Origin of the sequence: Neobacillus sp. YX16, assembly GCF_030123505.1 — a bacterium.
Classification (GTDB): Bacteria; Bacillota; Bacilli; order Bacillales; family Cytobacillaceae; genus Neobacillus.
In genome coordinates, this window is record NZ_CP126115.1 from 4618030 (window position 1) to 4641101 (window position 23072).

Consider the following 23072-nt stretch of genomic DNA (forward strand, 5'->3'; position numbering starts at 1 on the left):
CAAGGCGCTTCCGCTTTTCGCTTTTACTTTTCGTCCTTAATTTCTTCGAATTCAGCGTCGACTACGTTGTCATCTTTAGGACCAGCGTTACCGCCTTCAGCACCTTGTGCTCCTTGTGCTTGTTGTGCAGCTTGTTCATATAGCTTAACCGTTAACGCCTGAACAATTTCTTGTAAAGCGTCTTTTTTAGCACGGATTTCTGCAAGATCGTTTTTCTCAATCGCTTCTTTTAATGCATCTTTTGCTTCGTTAGCTTTTGCAACTTCAGAAGCATCTACTTTATCTTCTAAGTCTTTTAATGTTTTTTCAGTTGTAAAAACTAGCTGGTCTGCTTCATTGCGAAGTTCCACTTCTTCTTTACGCTGTTTGTCAGCTTCAGCATTTTCTTCTGCTTCTCTGACCATTTTTTGAATTTCTTCATCAGAAAGACCTGTAGAAGACTTAATTGTAATTTGCTGCTCTTTATTTGTACCAAGATCTTTAGCACGTACATTAACGATACCGTTCTTATCGATATCAAAAGTTACTTCAACTTGTGGAATTCCACGTGGTGCTGGTGGAATATCAGATAATTGGAAGCGGCCTAATGTTTTATTTAGGTTCGCCATCGGACGTTCCCCTTGAAGAACATGGATATCAACAGCTGTTTGGTTATCAGCAGCAGTAGAGAATACTTGAGATTTAGACGTTGGAATGGTTGTATTACGGTCAATTAACTTTGTGAATACACCGCCCATTGTTTCAATACCAAGTGATAGTGGTGTAACGTCAAGTAATACTACATCTTTAACATCGCCTGTGATTACGCCGCCTTGAATTGCAGCACCCATTGCTACTACTTCATCTGGGTTAACTCCACGGTGTGGCTCTTGACCAGTTGCTTTTTTGATTGCTTCTTGAACAGCAGGAATACGAGTTGACCCACCAACAAGAATAACCTTATCAAGCTGTGATGGTGAAAGGCCAGCGTCACTTAATGCTTGGCGAGTTGGTCCCATTGTACGTTCAACAAGGTGAGCAGAAAGCTCATCGAATTTAGCACGTGTCATCGCTACTTCAAGGTGAAGTGGACCAGCTGCTCCAGCAGTGATAAACGGTAAGGAAATTTGTGTAGAAGTTACACCAGATAGATCCTTTTTTGCTTTTTCAGCTGCATCTTTTAAGCGTTGTAGTGCCATTTTATCTTTAGAAAGGTCAATTCCATTTTCTTTTTTGAATTGTTCTACTAAGTAATCAATAATTACTTGGTCAAAGTCATCGCCACCGAGACGATTATCACCAGCAGTAGATTTTACCTCAAATACTCCATCTCCAAGTTCAAGGATGGATACGTCAAAAGTACCGCCGCCAAGGTCGTAAACAAGAACAGTTTGGTCCTGATCTGTTTTATCTAGTCCGAATGCAAGTGCTGCAGCTGTCGGCTCATTGATAATACGCTCAACTTCTAATCCAGCAATTCTACCTGCATCCTTAGTTGCTTGACGTTCTGCATCATTAAAGTAAGCTGGTACGGTAATAACTGCCTTTGTGACAGGCTCTCCAAGATAATCTTCAGCATAAGATTTCAAATATTGAAGGATAATTGCTGACATTTCTTGAGGAGTATAGTTTTTACCTTCTGCTTCTACTTTGTAATCTGTTCCCATATGTCGTTTTATGGACATGATGGTATTTGGGTTGGTAACAGCCTGACGTTTAGCCACTTCCCCTATTTGGCGTTCGCCGTTTTTAAATGCTACAACAGATGGTGTTGTACGGTTTCCTTCTGGATTTGGGATAACCTTTGGTTCGCCGCCTTCAAGAACAGCGACACATGAGTTTGTTGTACCAAGGTCAATTCCGATAATTTTACTCATAACCTTTTTCCTCCTAGTTCGTAATATGTAAGGCTTACCTTATTGATTCACTTTAACCATTGATGGACGGATAACCCGATCCTTTAACATATAACCCTTTTGGAATTCCTCAATGACAATATTAGGGCCATAATTTTCATCCTCACCTGTCATAACCGCTTGATGGAAATTAGGATTAAATTCTTTTTCAACTGCTTCTATCGCTTCAACGCCTTCTTTTTTCAAAGCATCTAGTAACCCGCGATAGACCATTTCCATTCCCTGCAGCAACGATTTTGATTGCTCATTTTCTGCTTCTATTTTCAGAGCTCTCTCGAAATTGTCTAATGCAGGAAGCAAATCGATGGCTAATTTTTGCACTCTATATTTTTCACTGGCCTCGCTATCTAATCGAGTACGACGGCGGAAATTATCAAAATCAGCTTGAAGACGTAAATAACGATTATCTGCTTCTTCTAATTTACTGGTGAGGTTTTGAATCTCAGCAGCATAGTCTATATCCATTGAACCCTCTTCAGAATCCCCTGTTTCAGCAAATACAGTTTCAACTTCCTCTTCGGTAAGTTCAACTTGTTCATCCGTTTGAGAATCAATTTCCTCATTAATCGTGTTGTTCTTTTCTTTTGTCAACTTACTCACCTCCTTAAAGGATATTTAAACATTTATTGTAAAAGTTAATTTCATGAAAAGGAGGGCGAAAATAGAGTATTTCACCTAGGTGGAATACGCAGTAATTCACCCTTACTCAATATTTCCACCCCTAATATTTTTGATACAGGTTTGTTAATACTGAGGTTAAATCCTTACTTAAAAACTGCAGTAAGCTTATAACTCTGGAATATTCCATTCTCGTTGGACCAAGAATCGCAATGGTTCCCAATTTCTCAGTTCCAACCGAATAGGTTGCGGTAATAAGACTGCAATTTTCCATAGCGCTATTTTTGTTTTCTCTGCCGATTTTCACGTGAATACCAGCAGATTCATTTTTAATTAATGGGTAAATCCACTCTTCGTGATCAATCATTTGTAATAGTTCACGAATTTTACTGATATCATGAAACTCTGGCTGGCTTAACATATTTGTCTTTCCGCCAAAAAAGAGCTTTTCATTAGCCGGCATTTTTAGTGAATCAGCAATAGTATGCATCATTAAATCATAATTACGGATATGCTGCCTTAGCAGCATTGCTACTTCCTTGTAGATTTTATCATTTAAATCTTCAAGAGCTACACCCGTTAACCGTTCGTTTAAAATGTTAACCGTTTTTTCCAAATCACTCGCATCCACTGAAGGAGGCAAATAAAATGTTCGGTTTTCAACATGTCCCGAATCAGTAACAAAAATTGCCACGGCAGTTTCCTTGTTTAAAGGAATGATTTGAATTCGTTTGAGCTTATTAAAACTGGCAGCAGGACCTAAAACGATTGAAGTATAATTGGTTAGTTCAGATAAAATTTTCGCTGATTTTTGAATAATTGTTTCAAACTCAAAAATTTTCTCAGCAAAAATCGATTGAATAATCGAAATATCCTGCTTGTTTAATGCTTGAGGCGACAGCAAATGATCTACATAATACCGATATCCTTTTTCGGAAGGAACACGACCAGAAGAAGTATGCGTTTTTTCAATATAGCCTAGATCTTCAAGATCAGCCATTTCATTCCGAATAGTCGCCGAACTAAATGATATTTCATCCTTTTTCGACAAACTCCTTGAGCCGACAGGTTGTGCAGACCGAATAAAATCATCAACAATAACCTGAAGAATCAATAATTGACGATCTGTTAACACCTTTCATCACCTCTGTTAGCACTCATTGAAGTCGAGTGCTAATTCTATTAATAAATTATCAAAAATAGGGGGATGGTGTCAATCATTTGATATTAAGAAATTGCAAAGCTACCTAATCAGGGGTTAGTTTGTAACCCCTAAAAATGATTGAAAAACTTCATTTCCTAAAAGCCGCCCTGTTTTAGTTAAATATATATTGTCTTTTTTTACTTCTATCCATTTTTTTGCAATCAAATCAGAAATCTCATTTTCAAATAATTCCAGTGGGTCGATATCAAATTTTCCGATGAAATGAGATATAGATACTCCATCTGTTTTTCGCAGACCTAAAAACATTTCTTCTTCTATTTGTTCCGCTTTTGAAGTTTGGTGTTCCTGAAAGATAGGGAGGTTCCCGTTTTCAATTAGTTCCATATATTTTTTCAATGGTCCTGCATTCGAGCGTCTCCAGCCATCCACATAGCTGTGAGCACCTGCACCGAACCCATAATAGTAATCGTTATTCCAGTATGTTAGGTTATGTTTGCTTTCATAGCCAGACTTTGAAAAATTACTAATTTCATACTGATTAAATCCGTGCTTTTCCATTTGCTCCATAAGCAGTTCATACATTGCTGCTTCTGCATCCTCTCCCGGTGTAGGGAGTTTGCCTTTTTGCATAAGATTGTAAAAAACTGTCTTTGGTTCAATAATTAACGAATAGGCCGAATAATGTTGAATGTCTAGTGTAAAAGCTTGAGTCAATGACTCTTTAAAGTCAGTAATGGTTTGGGTCGGCAGGCTGAAGATTAAGTCAATGCTAATATTTTTGAAGCCAATAGATTTTGCATTCTCTACTGTTTGGTAAACATCTTTTGCACGATGGACACGACCAATTTTCTTTAATAATTCATCATTAAAGGTTTGAACGCCAAGACTAAGTCGGTTTACACCTGCATCTTTTAATATTTGTAACTTTTCTTTTGTTAAATCACCTGGATTTGCTTCAAAAGTAAATTCAACATTTCTACTCATCGGTAAGTTCCGGGTTATACTCTCACAAAACCGTTCAAGCTGCTTTTCATTTAGGGAGGTCGGTGTCCCACCGCCCACAAAAATGGTTTGCAGTTTGTCAGCTGGATATTTGTTCAATGTTAAGACCATTTCTTGCTCAAGTGCCTGCAAATATTCATCCACCGGCTGCCCTTTAAGAAATACTTTATTAAAATCACAGTAATGGCAAATATGCTCACAAAAGGGTATATGGAGATAAGCAGCTTCAATCATAATTTCACCTTCCTGGAAAAGCGGCAGCGCCTTCGGAACAAGCACAGCTTGTTCCTGCGGAGTTAATCTAAGGAGCTTTCCTTAGTGTCCAGGGGCGACAGGCATAAGACGAGCCGGCGGAAAGGTTGTTCTTTAACCTTTCTGACGGATTGACTTATGACCGAGGAAAAAGTGACCTTTCTTTTTCCCCCGAGCCCCTAGGCGCTGCAGCTAGACATTTTTTTCTAGTAAAAAAGAGGCTGGACTTTGCCTATTAATAGACTCATCCTACCCTCCCTTTTTCGTTTTTTATTTTTTTGTATTGTTATCATCCATTTTTAGGACAGCCATGAAGGCTTCTTGTGGGACCTCAACAGAACCAACCTGTTTCATCCGTTTTTTACCTTCTTTTTGTTTCTCGAGAAGCTTTCGTTTACGGGAGATATCTCCCCCATAACATTTAGCCAATACGTTTTTACCCATGGATTTAATGGTTGAACGAGCAACAATTTTTTGACCAATAGCGGCTTGGACAGGAACTTCGAATTGCTGCCTTGGGATTAATTCCTTTAGCTTCTCAACAATGACTTTGCCGCGTTCGTAGGCAAAATCTTTATGAACGATAAAGCTTAAGGCATCTACCTTTTCAGCGTTTAACAATATATCCATCTTAACCAAGCTAGACGGTTTATAGCCAATTAATTCATAATCAAATGACGCATAGCCTCGGGTGCTAGATTTAAGCTGATCAAAGAAATCATAAACAATTTCTGCTAACGGAATTTCATAGATGATGTTTACACGGTTTTCACCTTGGTATTGCATATTAATAAAAATACCACGCTTTTGCTGACACAGCTCCATTATCGCACCGACATATTCATTTGGAGCCATCATTGTTGCTTTTACGTATGGCTCTTCAACATGGTCAATTTTCTGTGGATCCGGAAGATTTGAAGGGTTATCCACTTTTATTTGAGTGCCATTTGTCATGTGTACATCATAGATAACACTTGGAGCTGTTGTAATCAAATCAATTTTGAATTCACGCTCAATCCGCTCTTGAATAATCTCCATATGAAGAAGTCCTAAGAACCCACAGCGAAAACCAAAGCCTAGGGCTTGAGAAGTTTCCGGCTCAAATTGAAGCGCAGAATCATTTAACTGCAGTTTCTCTAATGCTTCACGTAAATCATTAAATTTTGCAGTATCGATTGGGTACAAACCACAATACACCATTGGATTTAATTTACGGTAACCTGGAAGGGGTTCTGTTGAACCATTTTTTGCATTTGTAATGGTATCCCCAACCCTTGTATCCCCAACATTTTTAATTGAAGCTGAAAGGAATCCAACGTCCCCAACGGTTAGCTCATCGACCAGCGTCGATTTTGGTGTAAATACACCTACTTCATTTACTTCAAATTCAGCACCGGTTGCCATCATTTTAATTTTATCTCCTACTTTGACGCTGCCTTCAACAACTCGGATGTAGGCCACTACACCACGATAAGCATCATAAAGAGAATCAAAAATTAGTGCTTTTAATGGAGCATCAGGGTCACCAGTTGGAGCAGGGACAGTTTTTACCACCTGTTCGAGGATATCCTCAATCCCTATTCCCGCTTTGGCAGACGCTAAAACCGCTTCAGAGGCATCAAGTCCAATAACTTCTTCAATTTCATTACGGACTCTTTCAGGCTCAGCACTTGGTAAGTCAATTTTATTAATAACCGGTATAATTTCAAGGTTATTATCCAATGCAAGATAAACGTTCGCCAAGGTTTGTGCTTCAATCCCCTGTGCGGCGTCAACGACCAAAACAGCACCTTCACAAGCAGCAAGGCTTCGAGAAACCTCATAAGTAAAATCGACGTGCCCAGGTGTATCAATCAGATGGAAAGTATACTCTTCACCATCTTTTGCTTTGTATTTTAATTGGACAGCATTTAACTTTATCGTAATCCCGCGTTCTCTTTCTAAATCCATCGAATCTAAAAGTTGAGCCTTCATTTCACGGGAAGTTAATGCATTTGTTTTTTCTAGGATACGGTCTGCTAATGTTGATTTCCCATGGTCAATATGGGCTATAATCGAAAAATTTCTTATATTTGATTGTCTTTTGAGTTTTTCTTCTCTGTTCATGTATTTCACTCCTACTATAACTCGCACAATTACACTATTTTTGATTATATCAGTATGGGAAATAAGATTCAATTAAAACTGGATGGCGGGTTCTTATAATTAAAAATAGCGGTTTCCATGATAGGACACCGCTGGAAATATTATTTAGTTAAAAGATTGATAAGTTGTTCCGAAGCATTGGAAACACCTTCTGAAACCTTCTTACCCATCGAGGAAAAAATATTAAAGGCACTTATTTCCTCAAGCTTCTTTTTCTTTTCATCTATGTCATGACTCGATATTTCATTTCCCAAAAAAGTAGCTTTTACATGCTCACCATTGTCATTAATAGCAACAGCATTTTGAAAATTCGGATCGTCGTAGCCCTTCATTTTATGAATACCGTCATTCGCCAGCTGCATCCCAGCTAAAACCGATATAAACATAATGGCTAAGATACAAAAAAATTTCAGCATGAACATTTTCATTGGACATGCTCCTTTACTTCTATTGTTTATCCGTGGATTGCTCACCATCGGAATTAACTTTCTCTGCTTGCCAGAAATATTCACTAAAGACATCTGCAAGTGCGTCAGCTGAACGGTTTAACTCTTCGAAAGTATTATCCACACCGCCAAATTCCACTAAAATTACATTCTCAGACAAATTTTGATTATAGACACCGTTTTGCCCGGCACCCTGATTCATGTGAATTCCCCAGCTCAATCCCTTGTATTTCTCTTCAAGAAGATTATGCAAATCACGTGCTAACTTTTCATTTTTTTCATGATTTGGATTTTTCCCGCCAATAACAAAAGCCAACTGTGCATATGCCTTGCCATTTATCATAACCGTCGTTTTATCTTTACGGCGTGCATCTCTATGGACATCAATAAAGTATTCCAATTCACGATTTTGAGCCATTGCCGTTTGGACTAATTCACCAGATTTCTGGTAAGTACCAGCCATTTTCACGGATCCCATAATATCAGTCTTATCAATAGAAGTTCCAATGCCTCTAGCCTCTAAGCTTTCCTTCAACTGATCGCCAATCTTGGTGACATTCAATTGTGAATGATAGGCAAGATTCGGATCGGTCACCCCCTGTAAATAGGGAAGGTATGACTCACGATTATGAGTAAAGTAAAGATGGACCACCTTTTTATCACCTGTTGTAAGTGAGGGATTCGAAGGAATATCATCCTCGTTTCCTTTGTCAATACCTTCAATATTTTGCAATGACGCTTCTCGTTCTGCTTTCATTATTTCTAAAGGAGGTGAGGATTCAAATGGCATGTTCGTATAATTTGAACCTTGACCAGCTACGAGTATTTTCCCATCAAACTGAGCAAATCCTGGAAGCTCCCGGCCTAAAAGACTTCTTGGGTCATTTAAATTAATATTGCTTGATAGCTTGAAAATTAAGTTGGTTAATTTAGGGCTCGCTGTTAAATTATCTTCAATAGATAAGAAATGATGATTCTCCCAAGCCATAAGTTGGTAGAGCATTTTTCCATTTACTTGATTTGCAGCTGTATTAACAGAATTAGACATTGGTCTAAACTGGGGCTTTAATGATGTTAACAGCCCACTGATGGAAAACACCAAAAGCATAAACAACAAAATAAAAGAGGTTACTTTTATTAGATTCGTCCCTTGCACCGTCAAAAACAATCCAGAATTCCTAGTAGATTTCATGGTTCCACCTCTCAATTCGATTCTAGTAAATACTTATGACATTACTAGAATTGCTAGAACCATTATTCGCAATTGTGAGGTGGTCTCTTAAACATTATCTTGTGTAGTAACCTGCATTTCCCTGATCAACATTACTATGAAGCGATGCATTTAACCCACTCGCAATCAAGTTGGCCATATCTTCAATAAATACATCCACTTCCTTAGGGGTAACCATTAGATTATGACCTAAAGGGGAAAGTACCTCATATATTAATTTACGTTTTTCTTCCTCTTCTAAAGTTCCAATCATCCCTAGAAAGGTCTGACGGTGCTTTTCTTCTGGAAGATCATCATCGGTAAGTTTTTTTCGTTTCCCAAAAGTCATTCCCGCTGGTGCGAGGGCTCTTGAAGGACGATTTCCTTCCTTAAGCTCCTTGCCAAAATGCTTCAGGATATAATCAATCGTGTCACTTGTAATCGAAACAGCATCAACAACAGTCGGAACACCAATAGCGATGACTGGAACTCCTAGTGTTTCTTTACTTAATTCTTTTCTTTTATTTCCTACTCCAGATCCAGGGTGAATGCCTGTATCCGAAACTTGGATGGTAGAATTCACCCTATCAATCGATCTAGCTGCTAATGCGTCAATAGCTATGACAAAATCAGGTTTAGTTTTTTCGACTACTCCAAAGATTATGTCGCTCGTCTCAATTCCTGTTAATCCCATTACCCCTGGAACTAGGGAGCTAACCGGACGATAGCCTTCCTCAACATTTTCTGGCTGTAATTGAAACAAATGCCTGGTGATTAAGAGGTTCTCACAGACCATTGGACCAAGTGCATCTGGAGTAACATTCCAATTTCCTAAACCAACTACGAGACAAGAGGCATCTTTCTTAATCCCTGTTCCTTCTAGAAAGTGAGCAAATTCTTTGGCGAAAATTTCCTCCACCTTTTGTTGTAAAGGAGTGTCCTGCTGCCTAATCCCTTGTACTTCGAGGGTTAAATAGCGTCCTGCTTTTTTGCCAAGCTGTTGTGCTCCTGCATCTGTGATTTCTACTAAGGAGATTTTTATATCATCTATATCTTTTTCTTTAATAATGACTCCTTCAATTTGCGAGAGGTTCTCCCCCTGTTGAACTAAGCCTTCCCTATCAGCAATTACCATTTCTCTCGCTTCAATCGCTAAATCCGTTCGAATTGAATACTGGCTTAAGTCAATATTGGCATTCATGTTGTCCATAAATTATTTATCGCTCCCATCGATTATTTAAAACTAGAAACTTCTTCCTATTTTTGCCCCTTTTCCGCTAAAACATTCAAGTTTATTCTTATATGTAAATAATCTAGTATTGCAAAATAAGGTTTGGTTTGATAAAATATCACTTGTTCTGAATAATTGTGAATGAATGTAAAGTCGAGTTCATATAGTCTCGATTCTTTGTAGGAGGTGAAAGTAATGCCTAACATTAAATCTGCTATTAAGCGTGTAAAAACAAGCGAAGCTCGTAATGCTCAAAATACAACTGCTAAATCTGCAATGCGTACGGCTGTCAAGAAAGTAGAAGCTGCTGTAACTCTTAACGATGCTCCTGCAGCTAAAGAAGCATTCTCTACTGCTGCTAGCAAACTAGACAAGGCTGCTGCTAAAGGACTTATCCATAAAAATGCTGCTGCCCGTAAAAAATCACGTCTTGCTAAAAAAGCTAACACTCTATAATAAGAGAGCATAAAAAAACGATTCCTGATTGGAATCGTTTTTTTATGTCTACCTTTTTATTTTGAACAATAACAGCTCAATTAGTAGTGATTTATTCATGCCGCCCGTTTTCATCTGAAGGTCAGCATTCGCCAGCATGCTCATAAGGTTAGTTAATTCTTCATCTGTAAATTGATTAGCTTGTCCAGCAGCTAACTTTACCCGGAATGGATGAGCCTTTAAATAACCGGCCATTTGCTGTTGACCATAACCTCTCCTTGAGAGCTCCTTCACCTGATAAATAAGCCTGAATTGGCCCGCAAGCAGTGCTAAAATCTTAATCGGTTCCTCATTTTGCTTTAATAAATCGTAATATATTCTAAGTGCGTCTTCTGGTCTTCTTTGCACTACCTTCTCAATTAACGTAAAAATATTTTGCTCAAGGGATCTCGACACTAATTTTTCTACCATAGAAGCATTAATTTGTTTTTCGTCTGCAGCATACAAAGCTAATTTATCAACTTCACTTGTAATCATAAACATATTTGTACCCACAAGCGTAATCAGGAGTTCAAGTGCATCCGGGTCGAAAACAATTCCATTTTTTTTTGCTCTTTCCTTCACCCAATTTTTCAATTCGTACTCATTCAACTTCTTTGCTTCTACTGTAACTGCTGTCCTTTTTAGTTCTTTGGTAATTTTTTTTCGTTCATCGAGCTTTTCATAAGGCGCCGATATAACTAAGACTGTATAGGGGGCAGGTTCTTTTAAATACAACTCAAGCCGCGCTAGATTATGTTCCATTTTATCTTTTGTCTTCTCAGCGGTTAAAAACTTAGGATTATGTAAAAAGATGACTTTTTTCTCACCTAAAAAAGGAAAGGTTTCTGCGTCTTCTAGAGCAGTTTCAATAGGCGTTTCATCTAAATCATACGCAGTAAAGTTAAAATCCTTATCCTCTTCATCTAAAACCTGATTAAGCAGCAATTGCTTCGTTTCATTGATTAAATATGCCTCTGTACCATATAATAAATAAATGGGAGCAATTTCCCGCTGTTTAATTTGTTTCCAAATATCTAATACCATTTTCCAAGCTCCCCTTCGATTCACTTTCCATTATCTATCGTAATGAAGCTTGGACATTTTGACAAGTATTAAAAGGGAATTGACAGCTTTCTTAGAAAGCGCCAATTCCCGATCTATAATGAACGCCTGCAATTAAAGCCCTAGGATCTTTTAATTGCTTGGCGGAGTTACTTGTGTAAATTTAGTGTCACCTTTTTGCTTTAAAGTATTTGTGTCAACTCTTGTCAATATAGGAAGTAGATATTAAAAGCATGCTGGATTTTTTAAGTAAAAAAGCTTATACTATTATGTGAAATAGGAGGGGTATACTATGAATGAATTTGAAAAGAATGTGCAAACTAAACGCAACGACGCAATTGATTCTGGAGTAGGTTTTGTTGTTTCTTTTGGTGTTTTTGCTCTAATGTTTATTATTGCAACCGTTATTAAAGTTGTCGGATCCTAATCTAAATGCACTGCTACATAATTGTTCTTGGAGGCTGTAAACCTTACAGTCTCTTTTACGTTTTCTGATAGGTTATTGCTTTATCTTATGTAAAACCGAAGAAAAGGTTCCACTCTCCTGATAAAACCTATAGGTGATCGCACCATGGTCATCCGTCCTGTATACAGTTGTATTCCCAAGTTGTTCTAACACCTCGCTATGCGGATGACCATAACGATTATGCTCACCAACTGAAATCCATGAGATAGCAGGTTTTATCTTATTTATAAATACCTCACTTGTTGATGTTTTACTTCCATGGTGTCCTGCCTTCAGTACATCTATATGCAAATCAGGATATTTCTTTATTATCCTTTCCTCTCCCTCCTGATCAAGATCGCCGCCAAAAAACCAATTAAGCCCTCCAATTTCCGCCATAATTGCAATCGACCCACTATTCCGCTCACCTTGAAAATTTGCTTCAGGACTTAGAACATAGAATGTGCTCTTTTCATTTTCCCATTGGCTCCCATCAGCGACCATAACAACTTGAATACCTTTATTTTTTGCTTCCTGAATAATGGTTAACTTTGATTTTGATAATTCAGCAACTGATGGCATTAATATTTGTGTAACTTCTATTTCTTTTAAAAGTGCAAGAGTGCCGCCAATATGATCAGTATCACCATGTGTAAGAATAAGTTTATCTAATTTCCTTATCCCCTTTCCTTTCAAAAAAGGGACAACAACATCTCTCCCTACTTCAAATGGTTTTGCTGCCTTTTTCCATTCGTCCTCTTCGAATTGAATGGTTCCTCCCGTATCAATTAAATAGGTACCCTTACCAAATGGGTAATGGATTAAAATACTATCTCCCTGGCCAACATCAATCATTGTGACTTCCCCAAACGGATTGGCCCAATTCCAGATGGTCTGGAAGGTAATCAAGGTAAACGCTAAAAAAATGACAATGATTTTCCTCTTTTGCTGAAAACTCGCTTCCCATATTAGAAAAATGGCGAGGATGATTACCATATAAATTATGAAGAGAAGGATATTTGGTCTTCCGGTTACAAGTTGGGCAAAAGATAGGTCTGCAAGTTTTTCAATAAGGGCATTGGCTAAGGTAATAATTTTCATAAATAAGTTAATCAGAATTGAAGGAGTATCACCAAATATTATTTGAATGAAATACAAGATATATAATCCAGGGAGAAATACAAACGAGAAGAGAGGAATATAGAGAAGGTTAGCAACAATACTTATAAAAGAAATTTCGAAAAAATGATACAGTAAAATCGGCAAAGCTGCTAGTTGAGCAATAATGGAGGTGACAACCATTGCTGAAATACTTTCTTGATACCGCGGGAAAATATTAGTGACAGATAAAATAATGGCATAGCTAACTGAAAACGATAACTGAAAGCCTGCATCTAAAATAATCAAAGGAGAAAATAATACATAAATCAATAGGGTAAGGCTAATGGCATCGATTGGTGACAATTTTATTTGCTTCTTCCATCTTACAACCAATAAAACAAGGAAGATCATTAACACCGCACGAATAACCGAAGGTGAAGCACCTGTTAATATCGCATATATCGGCAACAGAACGAGAAGAAAATTCATCATAAACTGCCTAGTCAATCCGATTCTAATTCCTAAATAAAAAACCATTCCGATTAATAAGGAAACATGAAGACCCGATATTGCCAATAAATGAACAATGCCCGTTTTTTGATAATTTATCAGCACCTCAGGATCAAACATGCTTCTATCTCCAAATATTAATGCAGCTGATAGAGCGGCAATTTCTGAAGGGAAATTTTTTTCGAGGTATTTAATGCCAGTAAAACGTACTTCTTTAATCATGGTTAATGGAGTTGATTTAACTTCAGTACATTTATTAAGTGGGTGATCTTCTAATTCCACTATTTTATAAATCTGTTTTTCAGCTAAATATTTCCGGTAGTTAAAGGCGTTTGGATTTTTGGCAATAGAAGCTTCTGTTAATACTCCCGTTACATGACATAAACGTCCATAAAAATTCGTATCTTTTAGCGCCTTTTTCTCTGCCTCTGTTTTAATTTTATATCGTATTAAAAGCTTTTCTTTATTCTTTATATCCAATGCGATAACCTGGAGCAAATCGCCATCAACTTTGGTATTTTCCGTATATTGTAGATAAAAGGTTGTCAGTGAATCCGGCAGCCTAGTCTTATTATGGGTAATCGTATGGTGACCGGTGAGAAAAAAAGTAAGAAAGAGGCAGATGACAATAAACATTTGTTGTTTAGAATACTTCTTAAACGTATAAAGGAGATAAAAATAAATAATGGAGCAAAGTAAGAAAGGGAGATAAAAGAAAAGTGAGGTTAAAACTCCTAATATGGCCGCAATTGCAAAAAAGAAGCATTTACTATTCATGGTTTTCTCCAATTTGTTGGGGAGTATTTTAACGCCGGTTATACCGGCGTTATTATGGGGGATTATTGACTTATCTTACGAAAATCAATCACTGATTCTTTTAATTCTACCTTTTCGGTATTTACATTTGCTTGTTGGAATAACTCCACTGCATGAGGGTGATTCTTATAATCTTCTGCATAATAGACTGTCTTAATCCCAGCTTGGATTATGGCTTTACAACACTGCAGGCATGGAAAATGGGTAACATAAATTTCCGCTTCAGCTGTGGGGACACCAAATTTGGCACATTGCAGGAGGGCATTCATTTCGGCATGTATCGTCCTTACACAATGATTATCGATGACATAACAGCCTTTATCAATACAGTGGTCTCCACCAGCGATTGAACCGTTGTAACCACCGGCAATAATTCTCTTATCTCTAACAATTGTCGCGCCCACTGTCAGCCGCGTGCAGGTACTTCTTAACGCCAGCAAATGACTTTGAGCCATAAAATATTGATCCCACGAAATGCGTTCCACTTTCTCCAACTCCTCCAAATTTCGATATTTCTCTCTCTTAAGTGTAATATCTTAGACTTTAAATGGTCAATGAGTTTTCTTATTGGATTGTAATTAGATCCTTTAGCTTCTCAAAAGTTTTATCACCAATTCCGCTAATATTTTTCAAATCTTCAACGCTCTTAAACGGACCGCTTGTCTCTCTGTATTCCGTAATCGCTGCCGCTTTTGAAGGACCAATTCCCGGAAGGTTTTGCAACTGTGTTTCATCTGCTTTATTTACATTAACTTTTGCTTCTTTACCTGTACCGCCGCCAGTGTTCGAAGGATTAACAGTTGTTCCTGCAGGTACGTTAATTCCTGCCTCTCCCTTTGCGGGGATATAAATAACCATGGCATCCTGTACATGTTCAGCAAAATTCACCTGGCTCTCATCAGCGTTTTCAGTTAGCCCGCCAGCACGATGGATAACGTCTATTACCCTTTCGCCCTGACTTGTTGAATATACACCCGGCATGGTAACCTGCCCCTTCACATCAACCATAATCATTTCAGGTTCTTGAATTTCTTCTTGTACTTGGGGAATATCCTTCTCTTCCTTTATTTCTTGCGGGACAATATTTTCTACGTCACTTACAGAAGATTTACTTTCTTCTAAGAAATAGAAAATGGCAGCAAAAGCTATCATGACAGTAATGATCACATAAACTTTATGCTCATACATCCAGTCCTTCATAAGTAATCCATCCTTTCAATTGGTATATTTCACTATCATATTTCATATTGTTATTAGAGAATCTGCATGCGAAGGAGGGTCGGAATAATGAAAATTGGTATCATTGGTACCGGTAATATGGGGACTATTTTGGTTGAGGCTTTAATCGATGGAAAAGCAGTTTCCCCTTCTTCAATGGTTATTACAAATAGAACAAAAACAAAAGCGAAGCTGCTTAAAGATAAATATAAGGGAATAAGGGTTGGGGAAAATGCGGCTGAAGTGGCATCTCAATCCGATTTAGTGTTTATTTGTGTTAAACCCTTAGATGTCTATACCATTATTAATGAAATTAACCCACATTTAAATAATAGAAAATGTGTTATTTCCATTACAAGTCCTATTGATACAAGTCAACTTGAAGCAAAGACAGCCTGTTCAGTAATAAGGGTTATTCCAAGCATTACAAACCGTGCATTAGCGGGAGTTTCACTGATAACATACGGTGAACATTGCAGTGAAAATTGGAAAACAAAAGTGGAAAGTATGTTTGCGAAGATTTCGATTCCAGTAAGTATTGAGGAGAATATAACAAGAGTGGCTTCTGATATCGTTAGCTGTGGTCCAGCATTTTTCAGTTATCTATTGCAGCGTTTTATCCTTGCAGCTGTAAAAGAAACGGATATTGATCAAGAAAGAGCAACAGTAATGGCAAGTGAAATGATTGTCGGCCTGGGAGAGTTATTAAAACAAGGCCATTATACATTACCTTCGTTACAAGAAAAAGTTTGTGTTAAGGGTGGTATTACTGGTGAGGGCATTAAGGTAATGGAGGAAGAGCTTGGAGATCTCTTTGAACATATTTTCCAAGCCACACATACAAAATTTAATGAAGACATAGAAAAAGTTAACTTGCAGTTCTATAAGCATTAATTCGCCAAGGTTAGTCAAATTCCTTTATTTATTTTAAAAATAATTTTAAGAAGCCATCAATTTTAATATGATGGCTTTTTTCTTGCAATAAAAAATATTCTTTCTGAATGATCCTGCGGCTCAATATTCTCGAAATCTGCACAAATCTCGAGGATTTCAAAGCCTGCCTCTTTTAACCATTCAGAATACTGTTGAACAGGGTAGGTTCTTTGGTAATGAAGTTCATCAAAACGATCATATTTTCCAGACTGTTCATCTAATATGAAAAAACTCAGTTCATGTTCTACACTATTTGGAAATTCACCGGCAAAGCTATTCCAAATGTAGGATAAATGATCATCTGCTAATGTAAAGGTTTGATTGATAAAAAGCTCAGAAATTTTATAAGTAGAATGGACATCAAAGAAGAATATTCCGCTATTTTTCAGATGACTAAAAGCACTCGAAAAAGTATGTATCACGTCTTCATCAGATTTCAGGTAATTTAAGGAATCACAAAAAATCCCAATAATATTAAACTCTTCGTGTCCTTCTAAATATGCCATATCTTGCTCAAAAAAAGGAATATTCAATCCTTCTTCCTGTGCTTTTGCCTGTGCAACACTAAGCATATCGGCAGACAAATCTACACCAGTAACGGAAAAGCCCTCCTGAGCAAAACGAACGGAGAGCTCTCCAGTACCACATGCCAAATCAAGTAAATGGTTACCATTTACTTGATATTTATTCACTTTTTCTTTTACAAATCTAACCCATTCATCGTATGGAGCATCTTGCATGAGCTCGTCATATAAATAGGCAAACTGCTCATAACTCATGTTGTCAGCTCACTGCGAATATCCTCTAAAGGTGCATCGCCCCATAAGCGTTCTAACTTGTAGTAACTTCTTTCATCACGATGGAATACATGTGCAACCACATCACCAAGGTCAATTAAGATCCATGTGGCTTCATCAAAGCCTTCCATTCTTCTTACATTATATCCATTTTCTTCTGCCTTTTCTTTAATTCCTCTTGCAATTGCCTGTACTTGTTTGTCAGAGTTTCCGTGACAAATAATAAAATAATCGGCAATTAAGGAAATCCCCTGCATATTGAGAGCTAGAATATCTTCAGCTCTTTTATCATCCGCAGCCTTTACTGCAATTTTTAATAACTCTTGATTAGACATTAATCAATCCTCCGCTTCATTACGAGATCATTATATGTTTGAAAGCTTTCCGGATAAACCGGTTGATTCTTTCTCATTAAGAATAGTATTGTATTTTTAACTGCTTGTATTAATGCAGTGTCCAAATTTTCCTTGGCTAAGGCTCTGACTTCATCTACCCCTGGAAAATGGCGGCCAGGTTCAATATAATCTGCTAAATAAATTACTTTTTCCAGCAGAGTCATTCCTGGCCTTCCTGATGTATGGTAACGGATCGCATCCAGTACTTCCTTATCCTTTATCCCAGCTTCTTTTTCGACTAAGTAAGCCCCTGCTGGAGCATGCCACAACTCAGCATGATAGTGAAGTAAATCTTGAGGGAACTTTTGCGATAAAATAATTTGTTTCATTTCATCCTTAGGTCGAAATTTTGCATAGTCATGAAAGATTGCAGCCATTTCTGCTTTTTTTTCATCAGCACCATATTGTTCCGCCAAAGCAATAGCCGTTTCCATGACTCCTAAGGTATGTTGATATCTATGGTCTGTTAATTGGTCTTTAACAATTTTTAATGCCTCTTCACGTTCCATATAAATGATTCTCCCTAATAAAATCAATTACCGAGTCGGGTAATAAATAGCGTACCGTCATGCCTTGTTGTACTCTCTTTCTAATCATACTTGAAGAGACATCGATTGCAGGAACATCCACGTAGGTGATTGGATAATCCGTTTTTGAGCTGTATTCAGGTCTTTCAACACCAACAAATTGGACAAGTTCAATCAGTTCGTCAATTTTATGCCATTTAGGAAGGTACTCTATCATATCCGCACCGATGATAAAATAAAATTGATGATTTGGATACATTTCATTTAATATCCGCATGGTATCGACAGTAAATGAAGGACCCGATCTTTCGAACTCAATTTTTTCAATTTTAAATGCTTCATTCCCTTTGATTGAGAGCTCCAGCATTTGCAAGCGTTCTTGATTTTCAACTGATTCTGATTTCTTCTTATGAGGAGGCTCTTGGTTTGGCATAAACCATACTTCATCAAGATTAAGTTTGGAGAGTACCTCATTAGCGATTAACAAGTGGCCGTAATGAGGCGGGTCAAATGTTCCTCCCAATATCCCAACCTTCGGCATGACGAATCTCTCCTTATGGAAGTGTAATTTGTTTCTTTTCTACCGATTCTTTGTATAGGACAATGGTATTTCCAATAATTTGGACAATGTCTGCATCTGTTCCCTTAGCAAGCTGCTCTGCGACAACGTTTTTATCTTCTTCACAATTTTGCAAAACACTTATCTTAAAAAGTTCTCTTGCCTCTAGCGCTTCCGCCACTTGCTTAACCATATTTTCATTTACCCCGCCTTTTCCTACTTGAAAAATGGGATCTAAATGATGGGCTTTCGATCGTAGATATCTTTTTTGTTTTCCTGTTAACATTTCACGCCTCCAAGCTGTTGTAGTACATTTTCTCTCATTCTTTTTACATCTGGGAATATTCCTGTCCATTTCTCAAAAGCAAGCGCTCCTTGATAAACAAACATTTCAACTCCATTTTGAACAGTTGCTCCCTTTTGTCTTGCTTCCATTAAAAATTGGGTCTCTAACGGGTTGTAAATAATATCACAAACCAAGGATTGGGACTTTAAAAGTTTTAGGCTAATTGGCATTTCCGAAATTTTTGGGTACATCCCTATCATCGTCGTCTGAATCACCACATCATATTCATTCAAATAAAGTTCTGCCTCCTCTAAAGATAAGGCTTTTGAGCTTGATTCATATGGACATGCATCAAGGAGTTCTTGGGCTTTAAGGACAGTTCGATTCGCAATATCAATTGCCAAAGGCTTCATTTTCGCCATTGTAAAATAAATCGCTCTTGCCGCCCCTCCAGCACCAATAACCAATACTTTCTTGTCAGAAAAAGATGTCATATAAGGATTTAATCCCTTAATAAACCCATATCCATCTGTATTATAGCCGACCAATTTTCCGTTCTCATTTACAACCGTATTAACTGCCCCAATGCTTAAAGCTAATTCATCAATTTCATCTAAAAAAGGAATGATTGTGCTTTTATGAGGTATCGTTATATTAAAGCCTGATATACCAATCGCCTTTAGTCCCTTAACAACTGTTTCTAATTCATCTCTTCGAACATGAAAAGGATGATAATGAGCATCGATTTCATAATAGGATAAGATATCATTGAGCATAATTGGTGACATCGAGTGGCCAATTGGATCTCCCAAAACCGCAAAAAGTTTCTTCACCCTGTTTCTCCCCCATTTCCCTGTCTATTTAGATTAAAGATTTACGGGTTAAGGTTTGTACACCCTTAGGCACGTATGCTGCTACCTTTACTCCTGGTTCGTTTATGGTGATCCAGCCTAGACCTGAAAAGACTACATCTGTTTTGGCATCCTTAATCGTAAATTCTTGTTTCACTAATTCAGGAAATGATCCTAATTCATCTTTTCGAGGTGGAGCGAGCATTTCTCCAAGATGATTTTCATACAACTCATCTGCATTATCTGTTTTTGTCCGATGGATATTTATTTCATTTGAGATATGGCAGACAAATGAAGTCCTGCCTCCGCTAATATAATCGAATCGAGCTAATCCCCCAAAAAACAGGGTTTGTCCCTCATTTAATTGAAACACCTTTGGCTTAATTTCCTTTTTCGGTGTAATCACTTTTAAATCCTTTTTATCTACAAAGTGTGCCATTTGATGATGATTGATAATTCCAGGTGAATCAATCAATGCTTTGCCATCCTCAAGTGGAATTTTGATAATATCTAAAGTAGTTCCAGGGAAGTGTGAGGTGGTGATAATATCTCCCTCTCCGGTAACTTCTTTGATAATTCTATTAATAAATGTAGATTTCCCTACATTTGTACATCCTACCACATAGACATCTTTTCCATTCCGCATTTCATCTATGGCAGCCGCTGTTTCTCTAATGTACTTACCTTTTTCAGCACTGACTAAGAAAACTTCTTCAGGTCTTAGCCCAAGCTGTTTTGACTCTTGTTTCATCCAATTAATCAATTTGTTATGTTTCACTGATTTCGGCAATAGATCTACCTTATTGCCCACTAGCAGAATCTTGTTGTTTCCCACAAAACGGTGTAATCCTGGCAGCCAGCTTCCATTAAAATCAAAAATATCCACGATCATAACAATCAGGGCATCAGTCTGTCCAATGCCATTCAATATTTTCAAGAAGTCATCATCGGTTAAACTGACATCCTGAACTTCGTTGTAATGCTTTAGGCGAAAACAACGCTGACAAATAATACTATCCTTTTCGAGTGCTGATGCTGGTGCATAGCCTAATTCCTCGGGGTTTTCAGTCTGAACTTTTACTCCACAGCCCATACATAAATATTGCTCTTGTTCACTCACACTTTAATCCTCCCATTGAATCATCCCTTTTCTTCTAAACCAATTCAAAATTCTTCGCTCAGCAAAACGGTTAAATTTAGTAAAAAACCCATCCGTTTGCGCAACAGGGACCACTAGAATCGTATGAAATCCGCTTCGATTTCCACCTAAAACATCCGTTAATAACTGATCCCCAATGACAACTGCTTCTTCTTTTTTAATCCCCATTTGAGAAAGAGCCTTATTAAACGCTCGCACCATGGGTTTACGTGCTTGAAATATGAAAGGAATTTGTAATGGATCGGAGAATTCCTTTACTCGCATTTCATTATTATTAGAAACAATTGTAACAAGTATATTGTGCTTTTTTATTTGTTCAAACCATTTGACAAGTTCAGGAGTGGCATTTGGACGATCCCATTCCACAAGCGTATTATCCAAATCAGTAATGATCCCCTTAACCCCTCTTTTTTTCAAGTCTTCGGGATGAATATCTAATATGCTTTTTACATGCTCATCAGGCAAAAATTTCTTTAACACTCAGCTTACACCTCATTAATTCATCTGTTTATCTGTACCATCATAACCAATTTTACCCTTAGTATCAAAATATAACTATTATAGCTGTATGGGTTTATTATTTGTCAAACTCAAACATTTTTGCTGTAAATTACGAAATAAAAAATATTTTTCGACAAAATCCTATAATTTACACATCTGTGGATAAAGTTATTAACATTATACCCATTGTTTCAGTCACATTTTTATCCTTTATAAACAAATTAGTCACAAGTTATCCACTGTTAATTGTGAATAATTGGAAAGGTTGTCCAATTCAACTTAATTTGGTAGATTTAGGGTACACCAATTGAACCTACCATTTTATGCTTCATTACTATCTTTTAGTACCATTTATTTTTTATATGGAGGTGCTTCTCACTTGCGTAAACTGTCAGATGAGTTATTAATTGAATCTTATTATAAAGCAAGAGAATTAAATCTAAGTCCTGAGTTTATCCATCTTATCGAAACAGAAATTCATCGTCGTTCACTATTCAACAAAATGAAAATTTCATCTTAATATTTTACTTGCGACCCTTGAGGGTCTTTTCTTTTGCAAAAAAATCAACGGCACTAATTAGCGCCGCCATTTTGGGCTGCCATGACTCCAATCCTTTCGCCAATCCTAATGTCCTTTGGTGTATGAATAGTAGAATCTAGTATAAAGGTTTCTTTTTGGAATAATAATACAATAGTAGACCCAAAACTAAAGTAGGCCATTTCCTCGCCTTTTTGAAGCGTCATTCCTTTATGCGTTTTTTCAATGGAATTCACAAACATGGCCCCCACTTTCACGATAGCAACATGCCCGCTGGCTGTTTTCACTTCTGTAATCATTCGATAGTTTTTAGCCAACGTCCTAACACCATATTTAAGACCCATTTTATTAACAGGATATGACTTTGAGCCAAGCGTCCACTGTTTAACAATGGTACCCTCGATAGGGCTATGTATCCGATGGTAATGACTTGGACTTAAATATAGAATCATATAAGTACCATGTAAATATTTATTTACTGTCTCCTGGCTGCCTAACATTTCTTGTATGGAATAAGTCTTACCCTTGACAACCATTTCACTTGTTTGATTAATAGAACCGACATCCTCAATTACTGCATCTACAGGGCTAACCACCGTGTTTTCATTTGTGTCAATTTTTCGAACTTCTTTTCGCAGCGTCCTAATAAATAAATCATGAAGTGTGTGATACTCATGCAGAGACTTTTCCATTTCTTCCAGATTTAATTTATAAATCTTCGCGAACGAAGGGACAACAAATCTGCTGATTCTAGAACGGGCAAAGCGCTGTAAAATAACTGATGTCCACTTCCCATTGGTAAGTTCTATCATTAGTCGATAAACGTGCTTAAACATTACATGACCCCCAAAAAGTGTAAAAATACTCTTTACGAAACTTCTTAAAAAGCTTAATATTAAATATAATAGATAAACCCAAAAAAATTAAAGTTCT

24 protein-coding genes and 1 pseudogene are annotated in these 23072 nt (G+C 37.3%); 4 read left to right on the forward strand and 21 right to left on the reverse strand.

Going from position 1 to position 23072, the window contains the following annotated elements; genetic code table 11:
• Positions 1-23: 23 nt before the first annotated feature.
• From dnaK to gpr, 8 genes are all read right to left on the reverse strand, one after another.
• Positions 24-1856 (reverse strand): molecular chaperone DnaK, encoded by a 1833-nt coding sequence (dnaK, locus tag QNH48_RS22825; protein ID WP_283952124.1) that lies wholly within the window; start codon positions 1854-1856, stop codon positions 24-26.
• 39 nt (positions 1857-1895) lie between these two features.
• Positions 1896-2486, reverse strand: coding sequence for a nucleotide exchange factor GrpE (grpE, locus tag QNH48_RS22830; protein WP_283952125.1), 591 nt, complete (start codon positions 2484-2486; stop codon positions 1896-1898).
• Between the two features lie 130 nt (positions 2487-2616).
• Entirely contained in the window at positions 2617-3648 is a 1032-nt protein-coding gene (hrcA, locus tag QNH48_RS22835; protein WP_283952126.1) for a heat-inducible transcriptional repressor HrcA, read from the reverse strand.
• Positions 3649-3771: 123 nt separating this feature from the next.
• Positions 3772-4914 (reverse strand): radical SAM family heme chaperone HemW, encoded by a 1143-nt coding sequence (hemW, locus tag QNH48_RS22840; protein WP_283955859.1) that lies wholly within the window; start codon positions 4912-4914, stop codon positions 3772-3774.
• Between the two features lie 288 nt (positions 4915-5202).
• Positions 5203-7038 (reverse strand): translation elongation factor 4, encoded by a 1836-nt coding sequence (gene lepA / locus QNH48_RS22845; RefSeq protein WP_283952127.1) that lies wholly within the window; start codon positions 7036-7038, stop codon positions 5203-5205.
• Positions 7039-7178: 140 nt separating this feature from the next.
• Positions 7179-7505 (reverse strand): YqxA family protein, encoded by a 327-nt coding sequence (locus QNH48_RS22850; protein ID WP_283952128.1) that lies wholly within the window; start codon positions 7503-7505, stop codon positions 7179-7181.
• 19 nt (positions 7506-7524) lie between these two features.
• Complete coding sequence (gene spoIIP / locus QNH48_RS22855; protein WP_283952129.1) at positions 7525-8715, reverse strand: stage II sporulation protein P; 1191 nt, start codon at positions 8713-8715, stop codon at positions 7525-7527.
• 94 nt (positions 8716-8809) lie between these two features.
• A complete protein-coding gene (gene gpr / locus QNH48_RS22860) occupies positions 8810-9934 on the reverse strand; it encodes a GPR endopeptidase (protein ID WP_283955860.1) in 1125 nt (374 codons plus the stop codon).
• A gap of 225 nt (positions 9935-10159) precedes the next feature.
• On the opposite strand from gpr, the gene rpsT reads away from it, so the two are divergent.
• Positions 10160-10420, forward strand: coding sequence for a 30S ribosomal protein S20 (rpsT, locus tag QNH48_RS22865; protein ID WP_283952130.1), 261 nt, complete (start codon positions 10160-10162; stop codon positions 10418-10420).
• Positions 10421-10468: 48 nt separating this feature from the next.
• On the opposite strand, the gene holA is transcribed toward rpsT, so the two are convergent.
• Entirely contained in the window at positions 10469-11485 is a 1017-nt protein-coding gene (holA, locus tag QNH48_RS22870; protein ID WP_283952131.1) for a DNA polymerase III subunit delta, read from the reverse strand.
• 310 nt (positions 11486-11795) lie between these two features.
• Here holA and QNH48_RS22875 point away from each other — a divergent pair, with 310 nt between their 5' ends.
• Positions 11796-11930, forward strand: a complete 135-nt coding sequence (locus tag QNH48_RS22875) for a YqzM family protein (RefSeq protein ID WP_095250114.1) — start codon at positions 11796-11798, stop codon at positions 11928-11930.
• A gap of 72 nt (positions 11931-12002) precedes the next feature.
• Here QNH48_RS22875 and QNH48_RS22880 read toward each other — a convergent pair whose 3' ends face one another.
• From QNH48_RS22880 to QNH48_RS22890, 3 genes and pseudogenes are all read right to left on the reverse strand, one after another.
• Positions 12003-14336: a DNA internalization-related competence protein ComEC/Rec2 gene (locus QNH48_RS22880; protein WP_283952132.1), complete on the reverse strand. Its 2334-nt coding sequence runs from the start codon at positions 14334-14336 to the stop codon at positions 12003-12005.
• A 77-nt stretch (positions 14337-14413) separates the two neighbouring features.
• A pseudogene (locus tag QNH48_RS22885) lies at positions 14414-14860 on the reverse strand (ComE operon protein 2); the annotation flags it as partial.
• 79 nt (positions 14861-14939) lie between these two features.
• Positions 14940-15575 (reverse strand): helix-hairpin-helix domain-containing protein, encoded by a 636-nt coding sequence (locus QNH48_RS22890; RefSeq protein ID WP_283952133.1) that lies wholly within the window; start codon positions 15573-15575, stop codon positions 14940-14942.
• Between the two features lie 87 nt (positions 15576-15662).
• Between QNH48_RS22890 and comER the strand changes: the two genes are divergently transcribed.
• Entirely contained in the window at positions 15663-16487 is an 825-nt protein-coding gene (gene comER, locus QNH48_RS22895) for a late competence protein ComER (RefSeq protein WP_095250110.1), read from the forward strand.
• A 62-nt stretch (positions 16488-16549) separates the two neighbouring features.
• On the opposite strand, the gene QNH48_RS22900 is transcribed toward comER, so the two are convergent.
• From QNH48_RS22900 to QNH48_RS22935, 8 genes are read right to left on the reverse strand one after another with little or no spacing between them, the layout of a single operon-like run.
• Positions 16550-17305, reverse strand: coding sequence for a class I SAM-dependent DNA methyltransferase (locus tag QNH48_RS22900; RefSeq protein ID WP_283952134.1), 756 nt, complete (start codon positions 17303-17305; stop codon positions 16550-16552).
• Positions 17302-17658 carry a ribosome silencing factor gene (gene rsfS / locus QNH48_RS22905; RefSeq protein WP_095250108.1) on the reverse strand — a complete coding sequence of 119 codons (357 nt, stop codon included), beginning with the start codon at positions 17656-17658 and terminating at the stop codon, positions 17302-17304. The genes QNH48_RS22900 and rsfS overlap by 4 nt, the downstream gene beginning before the upstream one ends.
• On the reverse strand, positions 17658-18227 hold the full coding sequence (gene yqeK / locus QNH48_RS22910) for a bis(5'-nucleosyl)-tetraphosphatase (symmetrical) YqeK (protein ID WP_283952135.1): 570 nt from the start codon (positions 18225-18227) through the stop codon (positions 17658-17660). Before yqeK ends, rsfS begins: the two co-directional genes overlap by 1 nt.
• Positions 18217-18786 carry a nicotinate-nucleotide adenylyltransferase gene (locus tag QNH48_RS22915; protein ID WP_283952136.1) on the reverse strand — a complete coding sequence of 190 codons (570 nt, stop codon included), beginning with the start codon at positions 18784-18786 and terminating at the stop codon, positions 18217-18219. The genes yqeK and QNH48_RS22915 overlap by 11 nt, the downstream gene beginning before the upstream one ends.
• 13 nt (positions 18787-18799) lie before the next feature.
• Entirely contained in the window at positions 18800-19090 is a 291-nt protein-coding gene (yhbY, locus tag QNH48_RS22920; protein ID WP_283952137.1) for a ribosome assembly RNA-binding protein YhbY, read from the reverse strand.
• Positions 19084-19923, reverse strand: a complete 840-nt coding sequence (gene aroE / locus QNH48_RS22925; protein WP_283952138.1) for a shikimate dehydrogenase — start codon at positions 19921-19923, stop codon at positions 19084-19086. Before aroE ends, yhbY begins: the two co-directional genes overlap by 7 nt.
• Before the next feature lie 28 nt (positions 19924-19951).
• Positions 19952-21034 (reverse strand): ribosome biogenesis GTPase YqeH, encoded by a 1083-nt coding sequence (gene yqeH / locus QNH48_RS22930; RefSeq protein WP_283955861.1) that lies wholly within the window; start codon positions 21032-21034, stop codon positions 19952-19954.
• A 30-nt stretch (positions 21035-21064) separates the two neighbouring features.
• A complete protein-coding gene (locus tag QNH48_RS22935) occupies positions 21065-21580 on the reverse strand; it encodes a YqeG family HAD IIIA-type phosphatase (RefSeq protein ID WP_283952139.1) in 516 nt (171 codons plus the stop codon).
• A 400-nt stretch (positions 21581-21980) separates the two neighbouring features.
• Between QNH48_RS22935 and QNH48_RS22940 the strand changes: the two genes are divergently transcribed.
• Positions 21981-22121, forward strand: coding sequence for a sporulation histidine kinase inhibitor Sda (locus tag QNH48_RS22940; protein WP_045517793.1), 141 nt, complete (start codon positions 21981-21983; stop codon positions 22119-22121).
• Between the two features lie 53 nt (positions 22122-22174).
• On the opposite strand, the gene QNH48_RS22945 is transcribed toward QNH48_RS22940, so the two are convergent.
• A complete protein-coding gene (locus tag QNH48_RS22945; protein ID WP_283952140.1) occupies positions 22175-22975 on the reverse strand; it encodes a phosphatidylserine decarboxylase in 801 nt (266 codons plus the stop codon).
• Between the last annotated feature and the right edge of the window lie 97 nt (positions 22976-23072).

What these genes read in the sequence shown, in the direction of transcription:
- QNH48_RS22880 (WP_283952132.1), bottom strand. Translation starts at nt 14,336, where the DNA reads ATGAATAGTAAATGCTTCTTTTTTGCAATTGCGGCCATATTAGGAGTT.
- dnaK (WP_283952124.1), bottom strand. Translation starts at nt 1,856, where the DNA reads ATGAGTAAAATTATCGGAATTGACCTTGGTACAACAAACTCATGTGTC.
- QNH48_RS22875 (WP_095250114.1), top strand. Translation starts at nt 11,796, where the DNA reads ATGAATGAATTTGAAAAGAATGTGCAAACTAAACGCAACGACGCAATT.
- comER (WP_095250110.1), top strand. Translation starts at nt 15,663, where the DNA reads ATGAAAATTGGTATCATTGGTACCGGTAATATGGGGACTATTTTGGTT.
- QNH48_RS22915 (WP_283952136.1), bottom strand. Translation starts at nt 18,786, where the DNA reads ATGCCGAAGGTTGGGATATTGGGAGGAACATTTGACCCGCCTCATTAC.
- QNH48_RS22900 (WP_283952134.1), bottom strand. Translation starts at nt 17,305, where the DNA reads ATGAGTTATGAGCAGTTTGCCTATTTATATGACGAGCTCATGCAAGAT.
- rpsT (WP_283952130.1), top strand. Translation starts at nt 10,160, where the DNA reads ATGCCTAACATTAAATCTGCTATTAAGCGTGTAAAAACAAGCGAAGCT.
- holA (WP_283952131.1), bottom strand. Translation starts at nt 11,485, where the DNA reads ATGGTATTAGATATTTGGAAACAAATTAAACAGCGGGAAATTGCTCCC.
- QNH48_RS22945 (WP_283952140.1), bottom strand. Translation starts at nt 22,975, where the DNA reads ATGTTTAAGCACGTTTATCGACTAATGATAGAACTTACCAATGGGAAG.
- lepA (WP_283952127.1), bottom strand. Translation starts at nt 7,038, where the DNA reads ATGAACAGAGAAGAAAAACTCAAAAGACAATCAAATATAAGAAATTTT.
- yhbY (WP_283952137.1), bottom strand. Translation starts at nt 19,090, where the DNA reads ATGTTAACAGGAAAACAAAAAAGATATCTACGATCGAAAGCCCATCAT.
- gpr (WP_283955860.1), bottom strand. Translation starts at nt 9,934, where the DNA reads ATGAATGCCAATATTGACTTAAGCCAGTATTCAATTCGAACGGATTTA.
- yqeH (WP_283955861.1), bottom strand. Translation starts at nt 21,034, where the DNA reads ATGGGCTGTGGAGTAAAAGTTCAGACTGAAAACCCCGAGGAATTAGGC.
- yqeK (WP_283952135.1), bottom strand. Translation starts at nt 18,227, where the DNA reads ATGGAACGTGAAGAGGCATTAAAAATTGTTAAAGACCAATTAACAGAC.
- spoIIP (WP_283952129.1), bottom strand. Translation starts at nt 8,715, where the DNA reads ATGAAATCTACTAGGAATTCTGGATTGTTTTTGACGGTGCAAGGGACG.
- rsfS (WP_095250108.1), bottom strand. Translation starts at nt 17,658, where the DNA reads ATGTCTAATCAAGAGTTATTAAAAATTGCAGTAAAGGCTGCGGATGAT.
- hemW (WP_283955859.1), bottom strand. Translation starts at nt 4,914, where the DNA reads ATGATTGAAGCTGCTTATCTCCATATACCCTTTTGTGAGCATATTTGC.
- QNH48_RS22850 (WP_283952128.1), bottom strand. Translation starts at nt 7,505, where the DNA reads ATGAAAATGTTCATGCTGAAATTTTTTTGTATCTTAGCCATTATGTTT.
- QNH48_RS22890 (WP_283952133.1), bottom strand. Translation starts at nt 15,575, where the DNA reads ATGAAGGACTGGATGTATGAGCATAAAGTTTATGTGATCATTACTGTC.